14 protein-coding genes and 3 pseudogenes are annotated in these 22,195 nt (G+C 62.3%); 11 read left to right on the top strand and 6 right to left on the bottom strand.

Translation table 11 applies throughout. The features are described from left to right. Positions 1-215 precede the first annotated feature (215 nt). The gene (locus VSX56_RS14745) at positions 216-1,232 is read left to right on the top strand and encodes a LacI family DNA-binding transcriptional regulator (RefSeq protein ID WP_350938204.1); all 1,017 of its coding nucleotides are present in this window, start codon (positions 216-218) and stop codon (positions 1,230-1,232) included. A gap of 966 nt (positions 1,233-2,198) precedes the next feature. Here the strand turns inward: VSX56_RS14745 and VSX56_RS14740 are convergent. Then, a pseudogene (locus tag VSX56_RS14740) lies at positions 2,199-2,675 on the bottom strand (IS6 family transposase). Positions 2,676-2,698: 23 nt separating this feature from the next. On the opposite strand from VSX56_RS14740, the gene VSX56_RS14735 reads away from it, so the two are divergent. Further along, positions 2,699-2,926: a hypothetical protein gene (locus VSX56_RS14735; protein WP_350938202.1), complete on the top strand. Its 228-nt coding sequence runs from the start codon at positions 2,699-2,701 to the stop codon at positions 2,924-2,926. 21 nt (positions 2,927-2,947) lie between these two features. On the opposite strand, the gene treY is transcribed toward VSX56_RS14735, so the two are convergent. The 3 genes from treY to VSX56_RS14720 form a co-directional block, all read right to left on the bottom strand. Beyond that, complete coding sequence (gene treY, locus VSX56_RS14730) at positions 2,948-5,293, bottom strand: malto-oligosyltrehalose synthase (protein ID WP_350938200.1); 2,346 nt, start codon at positions 5,291-5,293, stop codon at positions 2,948-2,950. Between the two features lie 2 nt (positions 5,294-5,295). Continuing rightward, positions 5,296-7,143: a malto-oligosyltrehalose trehalohydrolase gene (gene treZ, locus VSX56_RS14725; protein WP_350938198.1), complete on the bottom strand. Its 1,848-nt coding sequence runs from the start codon at positions 7,141-7,143 to the stop codon at positions 5,296-5,298. A 157-nt stretch (positions 7,144-7,300) separates the two neighbouring features. Beyond that, complete coding sequence (locus VSX56_RS14720) at positions 7,301-8,920, bottom strand: alpha-amylase family glycosyl hydrolase (RefSeq protein ID WP_350938196.1); 1,620 nt, start codon at positions 8,918-8,920, stop codon at positions 7,301-7,303. Positions 8,921-9,191: 271 nt separating this feature from the next. Between VSX56_RS14720 and glgB the strand changes: the two genes are divergently transcribed. From glgB to glgX (VSX56_RS14690), 6 genes are all read left to right on the top strand, one after another. Continuing rightward, on the top strand, positions 9,192-11,567 hold the full coding sequence (gene glgB, locus VSX56_RS14715; RefSeq protein WP_350938194.1) for a 1,4-alpha-glucan branching protein GlgB: 2,376 nt from the start codon (positions 9,192-9,194) through the stop codon (positions 11,565-11,567). 37 nt (positions 11,568-11,604) lie between these two features. Continuing rightward, the gene (glgC, locus tag VSX56_RS14710; protein ID WP_350938192.1) at positions 11,605-12,876 is read left to right on the top strand and encodes a glucose-1-phosphate adenylyltransferase; all 1,272 of its coding nucleotides are present in this window, start codon (positions 11,605-11,607) and stop codon (positions 12,874-12,876) included. A gap of 42 nt (positions 12,877-12,918) precedes the next feature. After that, on the top strand, positions 12,919-14,391 hold the full coding sequence (gene glgA / locus VSX56_RS14705) for a glycogen synthase GlgA (protein ID WP_350938190.1): 1,473 nt from the start codon (positions 12,919-12,921) through the stop codon (positions 14,389-14,391). Between the two features lie 56 nt (positions 14,392-14,447). Beyond that, positions 14,448-16,568, top strand: coding sequence for a glycogen debranching protein GlgX (gene glgX, locus VSX56_RS14700; RefSeq protein ID WP_350938337.1), 2,121 nt, complete (start codon positions 14,448-14,450; stop codon positions 16,566-16,568). 165 nt (positions 16,569-16,733) lie between these two features. After that, the gene (locus VSX56_RS14695; protein ID WP_350938188.1) at positions 16,734-17,933 is read left to right on the top strand and encodes a sugar phosphate nucleotidyltransferase; all 1,200 of its coding nucleotides are present in this window, start codon (positions 16,734-16,736) and stop codon (positions 17,931-17,933) included. A gap of 5 nt (positions 17,934-17,938) precedes the next feature. Further along, a complete protein-coding gene (gene glgX, locus VSX56_RS14690) occupies positions 17,939-20,044 on the top strand; it encodes a glycogen debranching protein GlgX (RefSeq protein WP_350938185.1) in 2,106 nt (701 codons plus the stop codon). Positions 20,045-20,096: 52 nt separating this feature from the next. Here the strand turns inward: glgX (VSX56_RS14690) and VSX56_RS14685 are convergent. After that, positions 20,097-20,261, bottom strand: a pseudogene (locus tag VSX56_RS14685) (IS6 family transposase); the annotation flags it as partial. Positions 20,262-20,340: 79 nt separating this feature from the next. Between VSX56_RS14685 and VSX56_RS14680 the strand changes: the two are divergent. Further along, a pseudogene (locus tag VSX56_RS14680) lies at positions 20,341-20,541 on the top strand (IS6 family transposase); the annotation flags it as partial. Positions 20,542-20,595: 54 nt separating this feature from the next. Here VSX56_RS14680 and VSX56_RS14675 read toward each other — a convergent pair. Beyond that, positions 20,596-21,306 carry an IS6 family transposase gene (locus VSX56_RS14675; protein ID WP_350938183.1) on the bottom strand — a complete coding sequence of 237 codons (711 nt, stop codon included), beginning with the start codon at positions 21,304-21,306 and terminating at the stop codon, positions 20,596-20,598. A 332-nt stretch (positions 21,307-21,638) separates the two neighbouring features. Here VSX56_RS14675 and VSX56_RS14670 point away from each other — a divergent pair, with 332 nt between their 5' ends. Together VSX56_RS14670 and VSX56_RS14665 are read left to right on the top strand one after the other, a co-directional pair. Continuing rightward, a complete protein-coding gene (locus tag VSX56_RS14670) occupies positions 21,639-21,830 on the top strand; it encodes a helix-turn-helix domain-containing protein (RefSeq protein WP_350938181.1) in 192 nt (63 codons plus the stop codon). Positions 21,831-21,847: 17 nt separating this feature from the next. Beyond that, positions 21,848-22,195 (top strand): transposase (locus tag VSX56_RS14665; RefSeq protein WP_350938178.1); only part of this gene is annotated, 348 nt, incomplete at its 3' end.

Here is a 22,195-nt window from a genome sequence, read left to right as displayed (position 1 = left end):
TTTCATTCGAATGGCTATCGAGCAAGAAAATTCGTTAGTCTGCATACATGTTTCGAGATAATGCTTAGTTTTTATGCACATAAGTGGATGGCGAAAATTCAATATGTTATGCGCCCCCGCGGTCGGGCCCCTATCGCTAGACTTCTTTGATGGGATCTCTATTACGAGGCTTAGTTCGCGAACGTTATTTACCTATTTCCCTTGCTGAAAGACCCATGTCCCAAAGTTCCCGCCCGACGCTTCGCCAACTGGCCAAGCATCTCGATCTTTCCGTGACGACAGTTTCCCGCGCCTTGAAAAACGGCGCTGAGGTCAATGCGCAAACAATTGCGCGCGTCCAGTCCACGGCCGAAGCTCTGGGCTACATCGTCAATCGCACCGGGCAGGCATTGCGGACCGGCCGTTCAAATGTGCTGGCAGCGATGTTACCGCTTGAGACTCGGTCCTATCTTTCGGATATCGCACGCCTGCCGCTCATAGAAGGCATGACCATCGCGGCTCAGGCGCGAGGCTATGCGCTGACCGTGCATTCTTCTCCTCCCGAGGAAAACTCGCTTGAGGCTCTTGCGCGCATAGTATCACTTGGCCTGTCCGATGGAATCATCATTACGCGTATGCTCGCCGACGATCCGCGTCCCGACTGGCTCGCACAACGCCATGTTCCTTTCGTAAGTTTTGGCCGCAGTTCGCTCGACCCCCAGAACGGAAGCAGACATGACTATATCGATATAGACAACGCCGCGATTGCGCGGGAGGCAACAAAGCAGTTGATTGCGGAAGGTCATCGCCGGATCGCGCTTCAGGTCCTTGACCATCGCGATTTGGCTAGTCAGGACCGTATCAATGGATATTGCGAGGCGCTCACCGAAGGCGGGCTCCAAGTTGATCCTGATCTGGTCTGCGACCAGCATTTCGACATGGAGCGCGCGCGCGCGAGCCTCGACAGGCTCTTGGACATGCCTACCCCTCCAAGCGCGATGGTCTGTGTTTCCGAATTAGGCCTTTTGGGTGCCTTAGCAGCGCTCAGGCGACGCAATTTGCTACCAGAGCACAGCTTCGAATTGATCAGCCGTGATAACACAGGCATGGCAAACTATCTTGGCCTCCCAGTGCGGGCGCAAATGGTCGATATGGTAGCTGTCGGGCAAGCGCTCGCCGAAGCTCTTATAACAAGAATCGAGACACCCCAATCGGCTCCGATCAAGCGCCTGATCCAGCCCGCCTCTCTGTAGCGGCGAGCCTCAGTATATGGTCAATCTGGACGCATCGCGATTTAAAGCCGCTCTAATGATAGCGTTTACCGGCTGTTGTTGCGCTGCTCGGGCGATGCGCCGATATGCCCTTTAATCCGCAAGTTTTAGGTGATGTTTCATGATGGCGATGTGGATTTGGGTTTTCGCGATCTGAAGGTCTGGGTTTCGTATCCTGATTCAGTTACCGATGAGTTTGGGATGGTGCATCTGAACCTCAATGCGGTTTCCTGCTTGATAGTTAGTCTATTTTTCTAGATCCTTTGATGCAAGCGAGGGGTCGCTCCTGAAAAATTGTTTGTGAGCGCTCGGCGGGACAGGTCGGGCCGAAGCCTGTCAGAATCGTTTGAGGATGACACTGCTCGCTCGGAAGATGAGCCAAGGGCCGCCTGTCACCTGTAGCGCGCTGAAGTCAAGCCCTTTGACAAAAAACTCCGGAGATGGCGCTAGCGTCGTTGGAATCAGACGGCCGATACTCGGAATGGTCATCAGCCGGCGCGCAATGGGACTATCCCGAGTAAGGCGAGGCGGAAGCTTGACGACCAACTCTAGCATCTGACTTCGCCGGAGCATTTTACGAAGGCCGCTTTGCTAGCGGAATCTGCCCAATAGACTTGAAACATATTTTCAGCCAAATTCAATCCGACCGTTATAATCTTTGGCATGATTATCTTCCGATATGGATTATTACAAACCTACCTTGGCACAGAAATGTCGTCGGCGAACGATCACAGTATCGACGACAACTAATATATAATTTATAACTACATAATACTTATTAATCGCCATAACTCCGGGCATTTCGATTTTGTCAATATGCTAACTAGTCATCGGTCGAATCTGGGCCCGCCGTCCTCAAGCAAGCGCCATTATTTTGCACAGTGACGAAAGTTACGGTTCTGTCGCAAAGTTTGCCTGGAGGCAGAATAGCCCAGCCCGAGGACAGAATTATGCTGCGAGGGCGGTGAAGGTCTGGCAAGCCGTCGCGCCATTGGCGGCAATCTGCCCTTTACGGATCATGTGCGCAACCTCGATGCCAGCGATGGTCGCGGCAGCTGAATGGAACGCTTTGAAGCCCATCATCGGGCGCGTGATCCGCTTGATAAAGCGGTGGTCCTGCTCGAGGATGTTGTTCAGATATTTGACCTAACGGATCTCGATCATGCGCCCGCATCCGGTAAATTTCAGAATAACATTAATGGCGTGCAGCCCGGCCAGATTGGAACCGCTCTTGTCGATGACGACGCGCTCTGGCACCCCATTCACCGCAATCGCGCGTTTAAAAAATCGCCGGGCAGCGGCCAGATTGCGGCGCTCGACCAAGATCTCCTCGAGATCCCGATAGGAGACTGCATAGCGGACGTAGAAAAAGATGGCGTGCAAGATCACCGACTTCGGATAATGCGTTCCCTTGAAATCGATCATGCCGTCCGCTCCTTCGCAACCAATTGGCCAAGCGAAAATATCAAAGAAAATCCAAAACCGTAAGATTTGCGACAGAACCCGCCCATCGCGGACGGATCCGCGCGATCGAAAGCGCGCTTGACTATGGCACGGCGGGCTATGACAACCGCGAGGCGCTTGAACAGAAACTTGTGTCCTATCGCGAGGATGCCGCGCGTATCGAGGACATGTTACAGAATACGACGGGCGGCCCCGCCATTCCGCCGGGATGAGGGCAGCCCGAGCGCGCCCCGTTACAGGGGCGCGATGGCTTCGGTCGTCTCGTCCATGACGCTATAGTTCACCGGATCGCGGCCATAGGGATCAAGCGTCAGACGCAGCCCCTGCGCCTGCCCACCCCGCATGACCTCAAGCCCCCTGCCCGTTTCGCGGATCTCGCAGGCCCCGCCCAGAAACAGCGCGGGGTGCTTTTTGCGCAGTGCCAAAAGCGCCTGCACCAGCTGCATTTTCCGGCGCGCAAGCGTCTCGTTGCCTTGCAATTGCAGGCTCGGGGTCTGCAGCGCCGTCAGACCCGCAAGCGAGACAGGACGCCGGTTGTCGGGATCGGTCAGTTCGAACCGCGCGCCCTCGCAGCCACGATAGAGGTCGGGAATGCCGGGCATCACCAGCTTGAGCGCGGTCTGGCAGAGCGACAAACTGTCCCCCATTGCCACAATCCGTGCCAGCGCGGGCTCCACCGCGGCCCCCGCCTGCGCCAGACAGGCCATCGCGGCACGGGCCAGCGCGAAGACAGGCTGTTCGATATGCTCCACCGGATGCGCCCAGAAGGTGACCTCCTTCGCCTCGCGCAGGGCCTTTTCCATATGGCGGGCCAAACGGTCCCCAAGATCAGGGACTTTCTCCGGCGCGCCCTCTTCCCACAGCGCAATCGCGCTTTGCGCCAAATACCAGACCGTCGCGGGGGCGACCCCCTCGGCCTCGGGCAGACCGCTGATTTCGGTGTAAAGCTGCAGGAAATCATCGGGCAGGTGGCCAAGCGCCACCAGCCGCATCCGCGCATCCTCGGAGCGTTTGGTATCATGCGAAGAGGTCAGGGTCAGTGCCGCCGGCCAGTCTGCCAGTCGCGCCTTGCAGAACCGCTCGAACACGGCCACCGGCATCGCGGGCGCGTCCGGCTCGGCGCCCACCTCATTGGCGGCCAGATAGGGCGTACACCGGAAACCGGCGGTATCTTCCAGCGACTTGGCGATCAGCGCACCGGAAATCTGCTGGAAGCGCACCCGCAGCGCCCGATCCTCGGGGGTCGGGCCGCGGCCGATCCGTTCGCTTAATGCCCGCAGCACGGTGTCGCTGCGCAGGCTTGCGGCGGCCTGATCGGTCACATCGCGCCAGAGCGCCAGATCCTGCGGGCGTGGCGCTTTCTCGGTGAAATAGGTACGGTAGCGCGGCATGGCCTCCAGGAGCGCCGAAAGCGCCTCGCGCAGCATCTCGGGGCCGGCTGCGACCCGCAGATCATGTGCCAGCGCGCGGGCGGCAAGGCCGGTCAGCTGCCACAGCTCGGCAGGCAGTTCCTGTCGCAGCACCTCGTGCTTGGCCTGCGCAAGCGCGTCGGCGAAATCGCCATGCCGGCCTGTGACACGCGCCCAGTGCGCCTGTAGCCGAGCGACGCCTTCCGGCGCGGCCAGCGCCGCAGCAATCGCCCGCGCGGCCTCGTAACCGGTCGTGCCCGCAACCGGCCAGTCCGTGTCCAGTTCTTCCTCGCCCGAGAGGATCTTCTCGACCCAGACAGGGCATTGCGGCAGCCTTTCATGCAGCCGCGCAAGGTAGGTCTCGGGGTCGGCCAGACCGTCGATATGATCCACCCTCAGCCCCTGCACGAGCCCCTGATCCACCAGCGAAAAAAGATAGCCATGCATGTCGTCAAACACGGTCCGGTCTTCGACCCGCATGCCGATCAGCGAGGTGACATTGAAGAACCGACGGTGGCGGATGCTGTCACGCTCCAGTTCCCAATGCACCAGTTGCCAGTGCTGGCGCGCCAGCAGCGCGGCCGTATCGGTGGCGGCAAGCGGGCCCGCTGTCAGGCCGGAAGGCTGGCCGGTCACGGTTTGCGGATCAAGCGGCACCGAAAGGCCTGCAATCTGCAGCACCGGCCCGTCCGGTTCGTCCACCAACACCGCCTGCCCCTCCTGCAGGATCTGCGGCAGAGGCGCGCCCAGCATGGTCAGCAGGAATGGCCCCGCCGCCCAGTCTATGTCGAAATGCCGTGCATAGCGGCTTTGCGGACCAAAGCGTAGCACATCGCGCAGCCAGCGGTTTTCGAAATTGAGCGCGGTATGGTTGGGGACGATATCCAGAATGACCGACAGGCCGGCGGCTTGCGCGGCACGGGCCATTTGCACAAAACCCGCGTGCCCGCCAAGGGCCGGATCGATCTCGTCCGGCGCGGTCACATCATAGCCATGTGTGGAGCCGCTGGTGGCAGTAAAAACCGGCGAGAGATACAGATGGCTGATCCCGAGATCGACCAGATAGGGCAGCCAATGGGTGACTTCATCGAAGGTGACACCATTGCGCAACTGGATCCGGTAGCTGGCGGTTGCATGTTGCAAAGAGGGCGGAAGACGGGATGCGCTCATGATCAGGCCTCTTTCACACAGCGGACGCGCAAGGCGCAGGGATCGGACTGCCAGTCACCGATGGCCAGATCGGCGGGAAACAGGCTGAACTCCGATGACGGCGTCTCGGACTGCGGCCCGAAGCGCACGGCCAGTTCCAGCACCCCGCCCTGAAGCGCCCAGCGGGCATGGAGCGCCTTTGGCCCGATGGCGGTGATCTGTGCCATTTCCGCAATCGCACGATCCCCCGAGGCCTTAAGAAGCGGCACGATCTGCGCGTGGCGATAGGCCAGAAACTCCCCCGTCAGATTGCCCCACTCTTTCTGCCGCAGCGCGGGGCCCTGATAGGGGCGCGACATCCGGAATGTGTCGGCGGAAATCGGGTCCGGCACCTTGCCCGAAAAGCTTGCAAAGCGCTCGAATTCCTTCTGGCGGCCCTTTCGGGTGGCTTCGGCCATCGGCTCGGGAAAATCGGCGAAGAAGCAGAAGGGGGCGGTTTCTCCGGTCTCCTCGCCCATGAACAGCATGGGCGTGAAGGGAAGCACCAGCAGAAGCCCGTGCGCCACCCGTGCCGCCTCGTCGCCGACAAGGCTGATCAGACGCTCGCCATGGCCGCGATTTCCGACCTGATCATGGGTCTGGTTCGACACCACGAAAGCGCGCGGCGGCAGATGCCCCGAAGACACACCCCTTGCGGGCGCATCGGCGGGCCGCGGCTGGCCCTGATCGACCTGACCTTCCCCGAGCGCGGTCACAAGATCGTCGAGCGGCGCATGGGCGAAGGGGGCGTAATAGCTTTCGTCCTCGCCGGTCAGCAGGCAATGCAGGGCGTGGTGATAGTCGTCGTTCCATTGCGCATCGAACGGGCCCTCGGGGCGGTAGGGGGCCGCCAGATTGCGCTCGTCTTCAAGGATCAGCCAGAGGCCGCGATCCGGCGCGCAGGCGCGGGCCGTTGCGGCGATCTCTTCCAGCATAGTTGGGCTAAAGTGATCCTTGATCTGGTGCGCGGCGTCGATGCGCAACCCGTCAAGATGGAATTCGCCGATCCACATCGCGACATTCTCAAGAAAGAAGGCGCGCACTGCCGGCTGGCTGTAATTTATACCGGCGCCCCAAGGCGTCGATCTGTCGGGGTCGAAAAAGGCGGGAGCGAGTTCGTGTAGATAGGCCCCGTCCGGCCCGAAATGGTTATAGACCACATCCAGAATGACCGCGAGGCCGAGCCGGTGCGCCTGCGCGACCAGCGCCTTCAGGTCCTCTGGCGGGCCATAGGCGTTATGGGGCGCAAAGGGCAGCACCCCGTCATATCCCCAGCCGCGCACCCCCGAGAACTGGGCCACCGGCATGATCTCGATCGCCGTGATCCCCATCGCCGCGAGTTCCGGCAGCCGGTCAATGGCGGCGCGGAACGTGCCCTGCGGCGTGAACAGCCCGATATGGAGTTCGAGGATCACCGCCTCTTCGAACGGACGCCCCGCCCAGTGGCTCTCGCTTTCGGGCCAGTCATATTGCGGATCACTCAGGCGCGAGGGTCCGTGCACATCCCCCATCTGCGCCCGCGCGGCAGGGTCCGGTCGTAGCCCCTGCCCGACATCGAAGCCATAGGGCCGGCCTGCTTTGGCGCTGACGCTGGCGCGATGGACACCGTCCGCGCCCTTGGTCATCGGATGGCGTGCACCGTCCACCACAAGATCCGCAGTTGCAACCTCGGGCGCCCATAGCGCGGCGCTCCAGCACAGGTCCCCGTCCTGTGCGACCCCGACCGGCCGCACCCCCCAGCTATGGCCGGCCTGCAGTTCGGCCTGCATTTCGGGAGGGCGGGTCGACATGTTGGGCAGGCCAGAGTCGTGCATGGCAGAGAAAGAGGTCATCGGCAGATCCCATATGCTGAAAGTCACAGGCAGAATGTCATCGCGAAGAGAGAGGGGGAGGCGTGCTGTCCGGTCTTTGCCCGAACATCAGCCTTGCACCAAACGGGCGGCGGGGTCGTCAGTTCCCGCCGCGCCGCAAAATATCCTGCAGCAGGGGTTATGCGCCTGTCACAAGATGGGCCCAGCCATTCGGGCCAAGCGTCAGTCGGCCCTCTGTGATGCTGGCCGATTGCGATGGCCCCAGAAACCGTGCACCGTCCGGACAGGGCAGATACTGGGTGCCGGTGGACAGGTTATAGATGCAATCGACCTCCCCTGCCCCGTCCCCACGGGTAAAGCGCAGGACGGGATTTTCGGCTTGCGTGATCTTCATCCGCCCAGAGGCCAGCGCAGGCGTGGCCTTGCGATGGGCGATCACCGCGCGATAGAATTCCAGTACGCTGCTACTTTTGCCCGCCTGCAGATCGACCGCGCGGGCGGCCTGTGGTGGTTTGACCGGAAGCCATGGCATGCCCTCTCCGAAACCTGCATTGGGCAGTGACGCCTCCCAGACCATCGGGGTGCGGCAGCCGTCACGCCCCTTATCGGCCGGCCAGAAGCGCAGGCCCATCGGGTCGGTCAGTTCTTCATAGTCAAGGTCGGTCTGTTCCTGCCCGAGTTCCTCGCCCTGATACAGGCACAGGGCACCCTCGAAGGCGGTCAGCAACGAGATGGCCTGCCGCGCCAGCGCATCGCCTCCGGCATCCTTGGCGGCCCACCGCGTCACATGGCGCACCACGTCATGGTTGGACATCGACCAGAGCGGATAGCCCTCCGGCGCGCCCGTCCAGAATCCCTCGATCACCTTGCGGAAATGCTCGGGCGTATAGACCGATGACAGCATGTCGAAGGAATAGGCCATATGCAGCTTGTCATTGCCCGAGGTATACTGGCCCATCAGTTCGATCGCGCGCTCCGCATCCCCGATTTCCCCCACCAGAAGGATATCGTCATAGCGGTCGGCCAGAGCCCGCATCCTACGCAGAAGGTCAAGGTTTTCGGGGCGGCTCTTCGAATAGATCTGCTGCTGCCAGTCGTAATGGTTGAAGGGCCGCGCCGCATCCTTGAAGGGCTGCGCCGGATTGTTGCGCAGCTGGTCATCCTTGCTCATATGGTTGCAGGCATCGATCCGGAAACCGGCCACGCCACGCTCCAGCCAGAAGGCCATGCTGTCCAGCACCGCATCCACCACTTCGGGGTTGCGGTAGTTCAGGTCGGGCTGCTCGGCAAGGAAGCTGTGCATGTAATACTGCCGCCGCGTGCCATCCCATGTCCATGCCGGCCCGCCGAAGACTGCCGGCCAGTTATTGGGTGGCGATCCGTCCGGCAGGGGATCGGCCCAGATATACCATTCCGCCTTGGGATTATCGCGCGAGCTGCGGCTTTCGCGGAACCACGGGTGGCGGTCCGAGCTGTGGTTGAGAACCTGATCGATAATGATTTTCAGGCCCAGTTTGGTGGCACGGGCCATGAGCGCGTCGAAATCCTCGAGCGTGCCGAACATCGGATCGACATCGGTATAGTCCGAGACGTCATAGCCCATATCCGCCATCGGCGAACGGAAGAACGGAGAAAGCCAGATCCCGTCACATCCCAGCGCCTCGATATGGTCAAGCCGCCGCGTGATCCCTGCCAGATCGCCGATCCCGTCACCGTTATCGTCCTGATAGGATCGCGGATAGACCTGATACAGCACGGCCCCCCGCCACCACGGCGCCACCTTATCCTGCGTGACCATTGCTCTGCCTCCCCAGAAAGCGGCAGGCCGTTCTTGGCTGCCTGTCCTGCGAGGATGGCGCATCCGGCTTTTATTTCAATTGCTTTGGCTGCGGAAAAGCGCAGGATGGGGTGAATAAGACCGGTCGGGATGAGAACTTGGGCACAAGTCGCAAACCCGACCGACAGACAGTACGAATCCCACCACTTCCCATGGAACCAGCCTGCCCGCGCGGCGTTGGCCTGTGTCAGAGGGGTGCGACTCTGCGCAACCAAGGGGCAATGAGAAGACCATGTCGGACGTACGATCAGGGAAGACCAAGCGCCCTGCCAAAAAAGCCCCTGCTGCGCAAGACACCTCCGGCCAGCCTCCTGCCGCTGACACGCCAAAATCTTCCGCCCCTGCCCCCGTTGCAAAAGCCGCCCCGCGCAAGGCGCCGGCCCGCAAGCGGAAGACGGGCACGCAGGACGCAGACCTGCCATCACACTCGCCCTTGTCCGATGCGGAGGCCTGCGCGCTTCGCGAGGGCCGTCACGGCGCCCCCTTTGACGTTCTGGGCCTTCACGGGCGCGTCTTGCGGGCCTTCGATCCGGGGGCGGAGCGGATGTGGTGCCTGACCGGCGGAAAGGGCCCCGGCGCCGCCATCGAGATGGTGCCTTCGGGCGGTGGTCTTTTCGTGCTGGACCCTGTGCCGGAGGATGTGACCCTTGCACGCCAGTACCGCCTACGCGCCGAAGGCTATGGCGGCCGCTGGGAATGGGCCGACCCTTACGGCCTGCCCCCCGTTCTGGGGGCTTTGGACGAGCATTTGATCTCGGAGGGGCGCCACCTGCGGCTGTGGGAGAAGCTCGGGGCACATCCCTGCACCCATGAGGGGCTGACGGGCACCGCCTTCGCCGTCTGGGCCCCCAATGCGCGCAGGGTGTCGGTCGTAGGCGATTTCAACCAGTGGGATGCGCGCCGCCACCCGATGCGGGCGCGCGGCTCCACCGGCGTCTGGGAGATTTTCCTGCCCGATATCCATGAGGGCGCGACCTATAAATACGACATCCTCGGTCCGGGCGAGGTTCGGCTGCCGCAAAAGGCCGATCCGGTCGGGTTCGGGGCGGAACATGCCCCCGCCACAGCCTCGGTCGTGCGGCGCCTTCCGCAGGCGCGAAAGGCGGGCAATCGGGCGCAGGATGTGACACAGCCCGTCTCGATCTACGAGGTCCATCTGGGGTCGTGGCGGCGCAAGGTCGAAGAGGATGACCGCCGTCTGAGCTATGATGAACTGGCGCAGGAACTGGTGGGCTATGCCCGCGATATGGGCTTCACCCATCTGGAACTGCTGCCGGTATCGGAATTTCCCTTTGATGGCAGCTGGGGCTATCAGCCGGTGGGCCTATACGCCCCGACCGTGCGCCATGGCACGCCCGAGGCTTTCGCCGCCTTCGTCCGCGCCGCTCAGGAGGCCGGTCTTGGTGTCATTCTGGACTGGGTGCCCGGACACTTTCCGACGGACCCGCACGGGCTTGGCTGGTTCGACGGCACGGCGCTCTATCAATACGCCGATCCGCGCGAGGGCTTCCACCGCGACTGGAACACCCTGATCTATGATTATGACCGGCGCGAGGTGCGTAACTTTCTGATGGCCAATGCGCTTTACTGGCTGCATGTCTATGGCGTGGACGGGCTGCGCGTGGATGCCGTGGCCTCCATGCTCTATCGCGATTATTCCCGTCCTGCGGGCGAATGGGTGCCCAATAAGGATGGCGGGCGCGAGAATTACGAAGCCATCAGCTTCCTGCAGGAGATGAACCGCGAAGTCTATGCGCAGGTGCCGGATGCGATGACGGTTGCCGAGGAAAGCACCTCGTTTCCCGGTGTGTCGCGACCGGTGCATGAGGGGGGCTTGGGCTTTGGCTACAAATGGAATATGGGCTGGATGAATGACACGCTGGACTATTTCCACCGCGATCCGGTCCACCGCCAGCATCATCACGGGCAGCTGACCTTCGGGCTGGTCTATGCGTTTTCGGAAAACTTCGTGCTGCCGATCAGCCATGACGAGGTCGTGCATGGCAAGGGCAGCATGATCGACAAGATGCCCGGCGATGGCTGGAAGAAATTCGCCAATCTGCGCGCCTATTACGGGTTCATGTGGGGGCATCCGGGCAAGAAGCTGCTGTTCATGGGCTGCGAATTCGCGCAGGGGCGCGAATGGAACCATGACCGCAGCCTTGACTGGCACCTGCTGGACCATCCGCTGCATGCCGGCATGCAGTCGCTGGTGCGCGATCTCAACCGGATCTATCGCGAGACCCCCGCCCTTCATCGCGACGATCTGGGGGCGGACGGGTTCGAATGGCTGGTTTCCGATGATGCGCAGCAATCGGTTCTGGCCTTCCTGCGCAAGGATGACGCGGGCGGGCTGGTGGCGGTAATCTGCAACCTGACACCGGTCGAACGTTGTGGGTACCGTCTTGGCCTGCCGGTGGCGGGGCGCTGGCGCGAGATCCTGAACACCGATGCGGCCTGCTATGGCGGCAGCGGGGGCGGCAATATGGGCGAGGTTATCGCCGGACCAGAGGCCTCGCACGGGCGCCCCGCCTCGGCCTGCCTGACCCTGCCGCCGCTTTCCGTCCTGTTTCTGAAAGCCGCCCCCCAGCCAGAGCTTTCTGCCTGAGAGGCCTTTCACCCCCGGCCTTGGGAGGGGCCTCTTCATGCATTATAATCCCCATCAAAGACTGGCCAGCCGTTCGATGGCCTTCATCCTTGCCGGCGGGCGCGGCAGCCGCCTGAAAGAGTTGACCGATCTGCGCGCCAAGCCGGCGGTCTATTTCGGCGGCAAGATGCGGATCATCGATTTCGCCCTGTCCAACGCCTATAATTCCGGCATCCGCAAGCTGGCTGTTGCCACGCAATACAAATCGCATTCACTGATCCGCCATCTCCAGCGCGGCTGGAACTTCTTCCGTGCCGAGCGCAACGAATATCTGGATATCCTGCCTGCCTCGCAGATGGTGTCCGAAGACAAATGGTATGCCGGCACCGCCGATGCGGTGACGCAGAATATCGCGATCATCGACAGTTACGATATCGAGTATATGATCATCCTTGCGGGCGATCATGTCTATAAGATGGATTACGAGGTGATGCTGCGCGAGCATGCCGAAAGCGGGGCCGATGTCACTGTCGGCTGCCTGACCGTACCGCGCAAGGAGGCCTCTGCCTTTGGTGTGATGGCCATCGACAAGGAACGCCGCATCACGGATTTTCTGGAAAAGCCCGCCGATCCGCCCGCCATGCCCGGCGCTCCCGACAAGGCGCTGGCCTCGATGGGGATCTATGTGTTCCGCTGGGCATTCCTGCGCGAACTGCTGACGCGCGATGCCTGCGACAGCAAGAGCAGCCATGATTTCGGAAATGACCTGATCCCCGAGATCGTTCGTTCGGGCAAGGCGATGGCGCATCTGTTCGAGGAGAGCTGCGTGACATCGGGCGATGGCGAGGTGATCTACTGGCGCGATGTCGGTACGCTGGATGCCTATCACACCGCAAGTATCGCGCTGACCGAATTCACCCCCGAGCTGGACATCTACGATACCTCATGGCCGATCTGGTCCTATGGCGAGATCACACCACCGGCCAAGTTCATCCATGACGAGGACGGACGCCGCGGATCGGCCATATCGTCGATGGTGTCGGGCAACTGCATCATCTCGGGCACCGAGGTGCGGGAATCACTGCTGTTTACCGGCGTGCGCACCCATTCCTATGCCGAGCTGTTTCAGGTCGTCGCAATGCCGGGCAGTGTGGTCAATCGGCATGCGAAACTGTCGAAAGTCATTCTGGATGCCAATGTGGAGATTCCGTCAGGGCTTGTGATCGGCGAAGACCCGGAAGAAGATGCGAAATGGTTCCGTGTCAGCGAGGGCGGCGTCACGCTAGTGACCCGACGGATGATCGACCGCTGGCGCGCGGGCCATGGCTGAGACGGGTGTTTGAACGGGCCTGACGAAAGAAACGAGTGCATGATGACCAAGACCAGCGCGGATGCGGGACAGATCCTGTCGGTAACCTCTGAATGTGTTCCCCTGATCAAATCCGGTGGTCTTGCCGATGTCGCAGGGGCCCTGCCTTCGGCGCTGGCCCCGCATGGCTGGCGGATGCGCGTGCTGCTGCCCGCCTATCCCGGGCTGGCCGCTTTGCTTGACGACCCGACGCCCGTTTGCGATCTGCCCGATCTCTTTGGCGGCACGGGGCAGATCCTCGCCGGCACCTGTGGCCAGACCGAGGTTCTCTTGCTCGAGGCACCCCATCTTTTCACGCGGGAGGGCGGGCCCTATCTGGATCCGGACGGGCGCGACTATCCCGACAACCCCGAGCGGTTCGCCGCGCTGTGCTGGGCAGCCATGGTGATCTGCCGCGACGGGCTGCCCGATGGCTGGCGCCCCGATCTGGTGCATGCCCATGACTGGCAGGGAGGGCTGGTGCCGGCCTATCTGCAACAGGCGGGCCTTGATATTCCCAGCGTGCTGACCATCCATAATATCGCTTTTCAGGGGCTTGGGCCGGCCGAGCGGCTGCAGGGGTTGCGGCTGGATCCGGCCCTGTTTACGCCAGAAGGGCCGGCAGAGTTCTGGGGCAAGATCGGGGCGCTCAAGGCGGGGCTGTCGCTTGCCACGCAGGTCACCACCGTGTCACCGCGCTATGCGACAGAGCTGGAGCTGCCCGAATTCGGCATGGGACTTGAAGGGGTCATCGCGGCCCTGCCCCGCCCGATTGCGGGGATCCTCAACGGGATCGATACCGAAAGCTGGTCGCCCGAAACTGACGCGGCGCTGGTGGCCAATTACACCGCCACGCGGATCGAGAAGCGCAAGCTCAACCGCATCGCGCTGGCCGAACGCTTTGGTCTGGACCTTGGTGAAGGGCCGCTGGCGGCGGTGGTGTCGCGGCTGACGCGACAGAAGGGGCTGGATCTTCTGCCGCCCGTGATCCCCGATTTTCTGGCGCGCGGGGGGCGGCTGGCGGTGCTGGGATCGGGGGATGTCGATCTTGAGGCGGAGTATGCCGCACTGGCGGCGCGCTATCCGGCGCAGGTGGGCCTCTTACGCGGCTTTGACGAACCGCTGGCCCATCAGATCTATGCAGGCGCCGACGCGCTTCTGGTGCCCTCGCGTTTCGAACCCTGTGGCCTGACGCAGCTTTATGCCCTGCGCTATGGCGCGGTGCCGGTTGTTGCCGCCACCGGCGGGCTGGCCGATACGGTGATCGCGGCCAATCCGGCCTCGCTTTCGGCAAAGGTTGCCACGGGGATCGTGCTGCCGCGCATCGATGCGGGCGGGCTTGCCATCGCGCTGACCCAGCTTTGCGATCTCTATGCCGATCCGCGCGGATGGCGCCAGATACAGAAAAACGGCCTGAAAGCCGATTTCGGATGGGGCCGGTCCGGCGCGGCCTATGCGGCGCTTTATGCGCAGCTTGTGCAGGAGCGTGTGGCATGAGCCCGCAAGGCACGCGGGATCCGCGGCTGTTCGCGCCCCGCGCCAACCGGTCGCAGATGCACGACACCATCCCCTCGAAGCTGCCCCATCACGGGTTGTCCGCCGGCCGGCCCGAGCCGCTTGGCGCCTCGTTCGACGGGGGCGGGGTCAATTTCGCCGTCTTCTCCGCCGAGGCCGAGGCGGTGGATCTGTGCCTTTTCTCGCCCGATGGCAAGCGCGAACTGGCCCGTATCCCGCTGCGCGAGCGCGATGGCGATATCTGGCATGTCTATGTCTCGGGGCTGTTGCCGGGAACGGTCTATGGCTGGCGGGTGCGCGGCCCGCACCGGCCCGAAGAGGGGCTGCGCTTCAATCACAACAAGCTGCTGCTTGACCCCTATGCGCGCAAGATCGCGGGGCGGCTGCGCTGGTCGGATGCGCTTCTGGGCTACCGCCCCGGCACCCAGCGCAGCGATCTGGGACAGGACACCCGCGACAGCGCCTTTGCCATGCCCAAGGCCGTGGTCTGCGACACCGGCAGTTTCGCATGGGGGGATGACCGCCCGCCCCGCCATCGCCGCTCGCTTTCGGTGCATTACGAAGCCCATGTCAAAGGGCTGACCGCCGCGCATCCCGCGATCGACCGCAGACGGCGTGGAACGTTTCTGGGGCTGGCAACCCAGCCGGTTCTGGACCATCTGGACCGGATCGGGGTCACGACGATCCAGCTTATGCCGGTGCAGGCCCATCTGAGCGAGCGTTTTCTGGTCGAGAAAGGCCTGACCAATTACTGGGGCTACCAGACCATCGGCTTCTTCGCCCCCGATCCGCGCCTTCTGTGTGATGGCGAGATCTGGGAATTCCAGACCATGGTCCGGCGGTTCCATAGCGCAGGGATCGAGGTGATCCTTGATGTGGTCTATAACCACACCGCCGAAGGCAACCAGTTGGGGCCGACGCTGTGCTTTCGCGGGCTGGACAACCGCGCCTATTACCGGCTGGCAGAGGATCCGCGCTATTACATAGATGACACCGGCTGCGGCAATACGCTGAACACCCGCCACCCCGCCGTGCTCCAGATGGTCATGGACAGCCTGCGCTACTGGGTCGAGGTGATGCATGTCGACGGGTTCCGCTTCGATCTGGCCACCGTTCTGGCGCGCGGGCCTGACGGGTTCGACACCCATGGCGGCTTTCTGGGCGCATTGCGGCAGGATCCGGTGCTGCGCAGGGTCAAACTGGTGGCCGAGCCCTGGGATCTGGGTCCGGGCGGCTATCAGCTTGGCGCATGGCCGCATCCGTTCATGGAACTCAACGACCGCTACCGCGATGACGTGCGCCAGTTCTGGAAGGGCGACAGGGGCACGACCTCGGGTCTGGCGCGCAGGCTTCTGGGGTCGGCGGAACTGTTCGACCATAGCGGGCGCTCTGCAGCCTCTTCGGTCAATTTTCTGGCCTCGCATGACGGGTTCACGCTTGAGGATGTCGTCAGCTTTACCGTGAAGCGCAACTGGGCCAATGGCGAGGAAAACCGCGACGGCCACGAGCCCAACCATTCCGACGGGCTGGGCGTCGAGGGGCCGACCTCCAATCCGGCCATTCTGGCCGCGCGCGCGCGCCGCAAACGCAATATGCTGGCCACGCTGTTCCTGTCGCAGGGCACGCCGATGCTGCTGGCGGGCGATGAAATCGGCAATAGCCAAGAGGGCAACAACAACGCCTATGCGCAGGATAACGCGATCGCATGGGTGAACTGGGACCGCCCCGACGAAGAGCTTGCACGTTTTGTCAGCTGGATTGCCCGCATGCGTCGCGACCACCCCGTGCTGCGGCAGAAACTGTTCCTGCATGCGCAATCGCGCCAGCGCGACGGTATCGCCGATGTGTTCTGGCGCAAGGCCGATGGCAGCTCCCCCAGCGTCGAGGACTGGCATGACCCCGAGTTCCGGACGCTCTGCCTTGAATTGCGCGCCGCCTCGACCACGCCGGTCTATTCGATGAGCGATGACGTCCTGTTCGCAGTGATCAACGCCGGAGACGACGTGCAGGTGAGCCTGCCGCAACCACCTGAAGGACGACGCTGGCGGCAGATCCTTGATACGTCGCGGGCCACGCAAGCCACCGCGTTTCTGGCCGCACCCGCGCAGGCGGTCCATGTTTCGGGCGACAGCGTCGCAGTGTTTGACGCCTCTCTCTGAGGGGTGCCGGATTATAGTTAAAATTTTTCTGGAATTGGGACGGAAACGCCGCGCGTGGGCGGAACAAATCGCCTGAGCGCGGCGTTCACCGCAAAAGCCGATTTCTACACCGCTTTTTGATTCCCGACATTCTGATGAAACCCAACTTCTTGGGGAGGAGAAGTTATGCCCGTTCATGATGCAAGGCTGCCTGATTTCCCGAATGCACATCCCGCAACCTTCACCGATTGCCACGCCGTGCTGCTGGCTGGCGGCCGCGGATCGCGCCTGTTCGAACTGACCGAGACGCTGTGCAAACCCGCCGTGCCTTTCGGCACTGGCCGGATTGTCGATTACGTGCTGTCATCGCTTGTGCAATCCGGTCTGCGTCGGGTCACTGTCGCCACGCAATATGCGCCGGAGGTGCTGGAACGCCACCTGCAGGATGGCTGGGCAAACCGGTTCGAGAGGCTGTCCCTCCGGTTCGGGCCGACGCTTGCACAGGACGAGACCGGATATACCGGCACCGCCGATGCGGTGTTCCGCAATATCGCCCAGATTGACGCGCAGAGCCCGCGCGATGTGGTGATCCTTGCGGCAGATCACGTCTACCAGATGGATTTCGGGGCGATGATCGCGGCCCATCGTGCAAGCGGGGCTGCGGCAACCGTGGCGGTGACGCCGGTCCGCCGTGAAGACGCCTCGGAATTCGGGATCGCGGCGGTGGATGCACAGCGCCATGTCACGGCCTTTCATGAAAAGCCGAAAGTGGCACCCGTGATGCCGGACGATCCTTCGCGGGCCTTGGCATCCATGGGGATCTATGTGTTCGACTGGGCGTGGCTGCGCGCGGTTCTGATCGCGGATGCGAAACGGCCCGACAGCCGGCATGATTTCGGCCATGACATCCTGCCCGAGGCCTTGGCACAGGGCGCGCTTTCGGCCTATGCGCTGCCCGATCTTCCCGATGGTCGCGCCGCCTACTGGCGCGATGTCGGCACGCTTGACGCCTATCGCAAGGCCCAGCTTGACCTGCGGCGCGGATTGGTGCCGCGCGGGCTTCTGACATCGCCGGCGGCGCCATGGTCTGCCAGCCTATGCGGATCGAAAGGCAGCATCATCCTGCCCGGCGCCCATGTGGCGCAGAACTGCCGCCTGACCGACTGTATCATCGGTCCGCGCGCCTCTTTGCCGGCGGGGATCGTGATCGGCGAGGACCCCGAAGAGGATGCCCGCTGGTTCCGGCGCACCGATGCCGGTACGACCCTTGTCACGGCCAGAATGCTCCTGCGTCGTGCCGAGGCCCGCCCCCGACGTTATCCCGCCGCGACGGTCTGGGCCACCAGCGCCAAAGCGGCATCCCTCCCCCGCCTTCTGAAGGTCTGAACCCCATGCGCGATTTCTCTCCAAGCGATACCGGCCTGCCCGCCTTTGACCTGACACTGGGCCGCCCCGACAGTTTGGGCGCCCAATATGATGGTAATGGCACCAATTTCGCCCTGTTCTCCGAACATGCGACAGATGTGGAACTGTGCCTGTTCGACGAAACGGGGCAGCAGGAGACCCACCGCGTCAAGCTGCCCTCGACCGAGGGCGGCATCTGGTATGGCTATCTGCCGGGCGTCGCGCCGGGACAGGCCTATGGCTACCGCGTGCACGGGCCGCATCGCCCCGAAGAGGGGCACCGCTTCAACCCCAACAAGCTGCTGCTCGATCCCTATGCGATGGAAATGCGCGGTTTTCTGAAATGGGATGACGCACTGTTCGGCTATCCTGTGGGGGGCGACGACCGCGAGATCGACACCCGCGATAGCGCCGCTTTCATGCCCAAAGCGGTGGTGACCGACCCCGAATTCGACTGGGAAGCCGACCGCGCCCTGAACACGCGCTGGCAGGACAGCCTGATCTACGAGGCGCATGTCAAAGGCCTGACCATGCGCCACCCCGACGTGCCCGAGGATGATCGGGGCACTTTCCGCGGGCTGGCCTCGGATGCGGTGATCCGTCACCTGCACCGGATCGGCGCCACGGCCATCGAGCTTCTGCCCGTGCATTCGATGATTCAGGACCGCTACCTGATCGAGAAGGGCCTGTCGAATTACTGGGGCTACAACACCATCGGTTTCTTCGCCCCGAACCGCACCTATCTGACCGGCGAAAGCCTGCGCGAGGTGAAAGACGCCATCAAGCGTTTCCATCGTGAAGGCATCGAGGTCATTCTGGATGTGGTCTATAACCACACCGCCGAGGGCAACGAACTGGGCCCGACCCTGTCCTTCAAGGGTATCGACAATGCCAGCTATTACCTGCTGTCCGAAGACCGGCGCCATTGCTATGACACGACGGGCTGCGGCAATACGCTGAATGTCGCACATCCTATGGTCCTGCGCATGGTGATGGACAGCCTGCGCTACTGGGTGCAGGTGATGCATGTCGACGGGTTCCGCTTTGATCTGGCCTCGACCCTCGGGCGCGAGAGCGACGGTTTCGAGCGCGAAGGCGCCTTTTTCGCCGCGATCCGGCAGGACCCCGTTCTCAGCCGCGTGAAGCTGATCGCAGAGCCATGGGATATCGGCGATGGCGGCTATCAGGTGGGCGGCTTCCCTTGGCCATTCCGCGAATGGAACGACAAGTTCCGCGATGACACCCGTGGTTTCTGGCGCCGCGATCACGGTAAGGTCGCGCGCATGTCGCAGCGGCTTGTGGGCAGCCCCATGCAGTTCGACCATTCGCACCGGCCCGCGACCTCTTCTGTCAATTTCGTGGCGGCGCATGACGGTTTTACCCTGTGGGATACGGTCAGCTATAACGAAAAACACAATGATGCCAATGGCGAGGACAATCGCGACGGGCACTCCAACAACCTGTCCGACAATATGGGCGCCGAGGGGCATAGCGATGATCCGGCCATCACCGCCGCCCGCCTGCGTCGCGTTCGGGCGATCCTGTCGACGCTGTTCCTGTCGCAGGGCGTGCCGATGCTGCTTTCGGGCGACGAACTGGGCAACAGTCAGGGCGGCAATAACAACGCCTATTGTCAGGACAACGAGATCGGCTGGATCGACTGGACAAGCGCGCGGGACGACCTGATCGATTGCGTCGGCGCTTTGACACGCCTGCGCAAGGACCATGTCGATCTTCTGGCGCCGCTACAGTTCGCGCGTGCACCCGATGCTGCGGAACGGGTCGAGGCGGTTCTCTGGCTGCATCCGCAGGGCCGCGAGATGACCCCCGATGATTGGAATGATGCCGCGCTGCCGGTGTTCGGCATGCAGCTTTCGCGCAACTCCGGTGACGCGTTTGACACTCCTGCCGCCCGCCGCAGCCTGCTGATCATTCTCAATGCAGGGCCCGAGGCTGAATTCCGGCTTCCCGAGGGGGCGTGGCATCCCGTCTGGAACAGCGCGGACGCCAGCACCGCTGAAACAGGGCCGGTCCAGACCGTTGCCACGCTGCCCGAGCAAAGCGTCATGGTGTTCACCCCGACTGACGCCTGAGGGCTTTGTCAGGTTGCCTGGCCTTAGGTGCTACGATCCACCACCACGGTTTTCAGGCGGCCAGATCTGCGGCGTAGTCGGCCCAAAGGCCGAACGCGTCGGACCTCGCATAGCGGTATGACCGGGCGGAGAGGCGATGGCGTTTCGGTCGGAACAAGGTGGCGATCTGGTCGTGGGCTGCGAGGAACCGTTGCGCTTGGCTCGGGGACTTGAAGCGGTAGTGTCGCAAAGTTTTGGGTTTCTTGGTATCCCCGAATATGTGGGCATTGCCAGTGAGTTGGTAAAAGGCGGTTGACATGATCGATTTCAAGGGCGTGCATTATTCGAAGTCGGTAATCCTGCATGCGGTGTTCTTCTATGTTCGTTACGCAGTTTCCTACCGAGACCTTGAAGAGATCCTTGCGGAGCGCTGCTTCGCGGTTGACCACGCCACACTTAACCGATGGGTGGTGAAATTCGCGCCACTCATTGCCGATCGGGCCCAGGCGAGAAAGCGCACGGGCATTGCCAACTTATTTGGCGATCGGCGAGCTGGGCCGACAGGGTGTCTGTCAGGCGGTCATTTTAAGGGCGTATTCAGCCCAGAGGGCATGGGCGTCGGATCTGGCGTGGCGGTAGGATGTGGCGGACAGGCGATAGCGGCGCGGGCGGAAGATCGTGTTGATCTGGTCATGCGCAGCGAGGAATCTCTGAGCCTGCCTTGCGGACTTGAACTTGCCCATGAGCTTCTCGTGCTTTTGGGTCGGCCGGTGGGACCCTTCGATGCGATTGTTCAGGCCCTTGTGCGCCCGGTGATCCGCACCCGGAGCGAGTTCGCGAATTGGCTTGATATAGCTGCGCAGCCTGTCGGTGACGATGACACGTGGCGCGCCGAACTGGCCGATCAGCCCTTTAAGGAAACGTCTTGCTGCCCTGGCGTTCCGCCGGGACTGAACCAGAATGTCTAGCACGTGACCTTCCGCGTCGACGGCCCGCCAGAGCCAGTGTTTCTTCCCGCGGATCGCGATAACGACCTCATCGAGGTGCCACTTGTCGGTGGCGCCTGGCCTATCGCGCTTGATGCAGGACGCAAAATGGCGGCCAAATCGGTTGACCCATTTGCGGACCGTTTCCCGGCTGACGATCACGCCGCGCTCCGCAAGCAGGTCTTCGACATCCGCCGTGCTCAGCGCGAACCGGTGGTATGCCCAGACCGCGTAGGCAACGATCCGGCGGGGGAAGCGGTAGTCTTTCAGGCGTGGCAGATCGGACGGTGCTTTCATGCCGGATGCCTAGCCGACACAGACTTCCCGAACAAGTTGGCAATGCCGCCTTCTGGCTTTTCGCGTTTGCCTGCCATCTAAGTAGTCCTCCATCATGCGGGATAAACTATCCCAAAAGGTGGACCACCTCAGGGGGGCAAGACCAACCTTCTCGCCATGGCTCTGCTTGGTTCCGGGTTTCTGTCTCATCTTCACACCTTGGTGGTTACGATGAGCCGGAAACCCCCTCTTATCAAATCATCCTAAACTGTCCCATTGGCGCTGACGTCAGACAAGCAAGACAACGGTCGCGGAATAGCCGAATTTCCGGCGTGCGACAGCAGCGGCTGAACATGAGCCAGCCGCTGCTGTCGCGCCAGATCCAGCTCTTGGAACATGCGATGGGAGTGACGCTATTCGACCGCAGCAAATGGCAGGTGATGCAGACACCTGCGAGTGCCAATCTTGATCGTGTCCCACGGGGTGGTGTAGCTCAGGTGGCCATCGGGTTTCTTAGTAAGGTCGGGTTGCTAGACTCAATCTGATCCAAGGATGACACCCGATGACCAAACCTATGATGGACCTTCGCGCGCTTGTCGAACAGAGCGGCGATGCAGATTTACTGCGTGAGATGATTGGCTTTGCCGCCGAGCGACTGATGGAGCTCGAGGTTGGCGCCAAGACCGGCGCGGACTATGGCGAGAAGAGTGCCGAACGACTGGCGCAACGCAACGGTTACAGAGAACGCGATTGGCAAACCCGTGCAGGCAGCGTGGAACTGCGTATCCCCAAGCTGCGCACCGGCTCCTATTTTCCGTCGTTTCTCGAGCCGCGTCGGTCGGTCGAGAGGGCGCTGACGGCGGTCATTCAGGAGGCGTATGTTCATGGCGTTTCAACGCGATCCATGGAT

Source organism: Thioclava kandeliae, assembly GCF_040297545.1.
Taxonomy (GTDB): Bacteria; Pseudomonadota; Alphaproteobacteria; order Rhodobacterales; family Rhodobacteraceae; genus Thioclava; species Thioclava kandeliae.
Note: the sequence above shows the minus strand (reverse complement) of the source record. Positions and strands in the feature narration are given on the sequence as shown.

Coding starts and splice junctions, on each gene's coding strand:
- treY (WP_350938200.1), bottom strand. CDS start 5,293: ATGAGCGCATCCCGTCTTCCGCCCTCTTTGCAACATGCAACCGCCAGC.
- VSX56_RS14745 (WP_350938204.1), top strand. CDS start 216: ATGTCCCAAAGTTCCCGCCCGACGCTTCGCCAACTGGCCAAGCATCTC.
- treZ (WP_350938198.1), bottom strand. CDS start 7,143: ATGACCTCTTTCTCTGCCATGCACGACTCTGGCCTGCCCAACATGTCG.
- VSX56_RS14675 (WP_350938183.1), bottom strand. CDS start 21,306: ATGAAAGCACCGTCCGATCTGCCACGCCTGAAAGACTACCGCTTCCCC.
- VSX56_RS14670 (WP_350938181.1), top strand. CDS start 21,639: ATGAGCCAGCCGCTGCTGTCGCGCCAGATCCAGCTCTTGGAACATGCG.
- glgC (WP_350938192.1), top strand. CDS start 11,605: ATGCATTATAATCCCCATCAAAGACTGGCCAGCCGTTCGATGGCCTTC.
- glgA (WP_350938190.1), top strand. CDS start 12,919: ATGACCAAGACCAGCGCGGATGCGGGACAGATCCTGTCGGTAACCTCT.
- VSX56_RS14695 (WP_350938188.1), top strand. CDS start 16,734: ATGCCCGTTCATGATGCAAGGCTGCCTGATTTCCCGAATGCACATCCC.
- glgX (WP_350938337.1), top strand. CDS start 14,448: ATGCACGACACCATCCCCTCGAAGCTGCCCCATCACGGGTTGTCCGCC.
- VSX56_RS14720 (WP_350938196.1), bottom strand. CDS start 8,920: ATGGTCACGCAGGATAAGGTGGCGCCGTGGTGGCGGGGGGCCGTGCTG.
- glgX (WP_350938185.1), top strand. CDS start 17,939: ATGCGCGATTTCTCTCCAAGCGATACCGGCCTGCCCGCCTTTGACCTG.
- glgB (WP_350938194.1), top strand. CDS start 9,192: ATGTCGGACGTACGATCAGGGAAGACCAAGCGCCCTGCCAAAAAAGCC.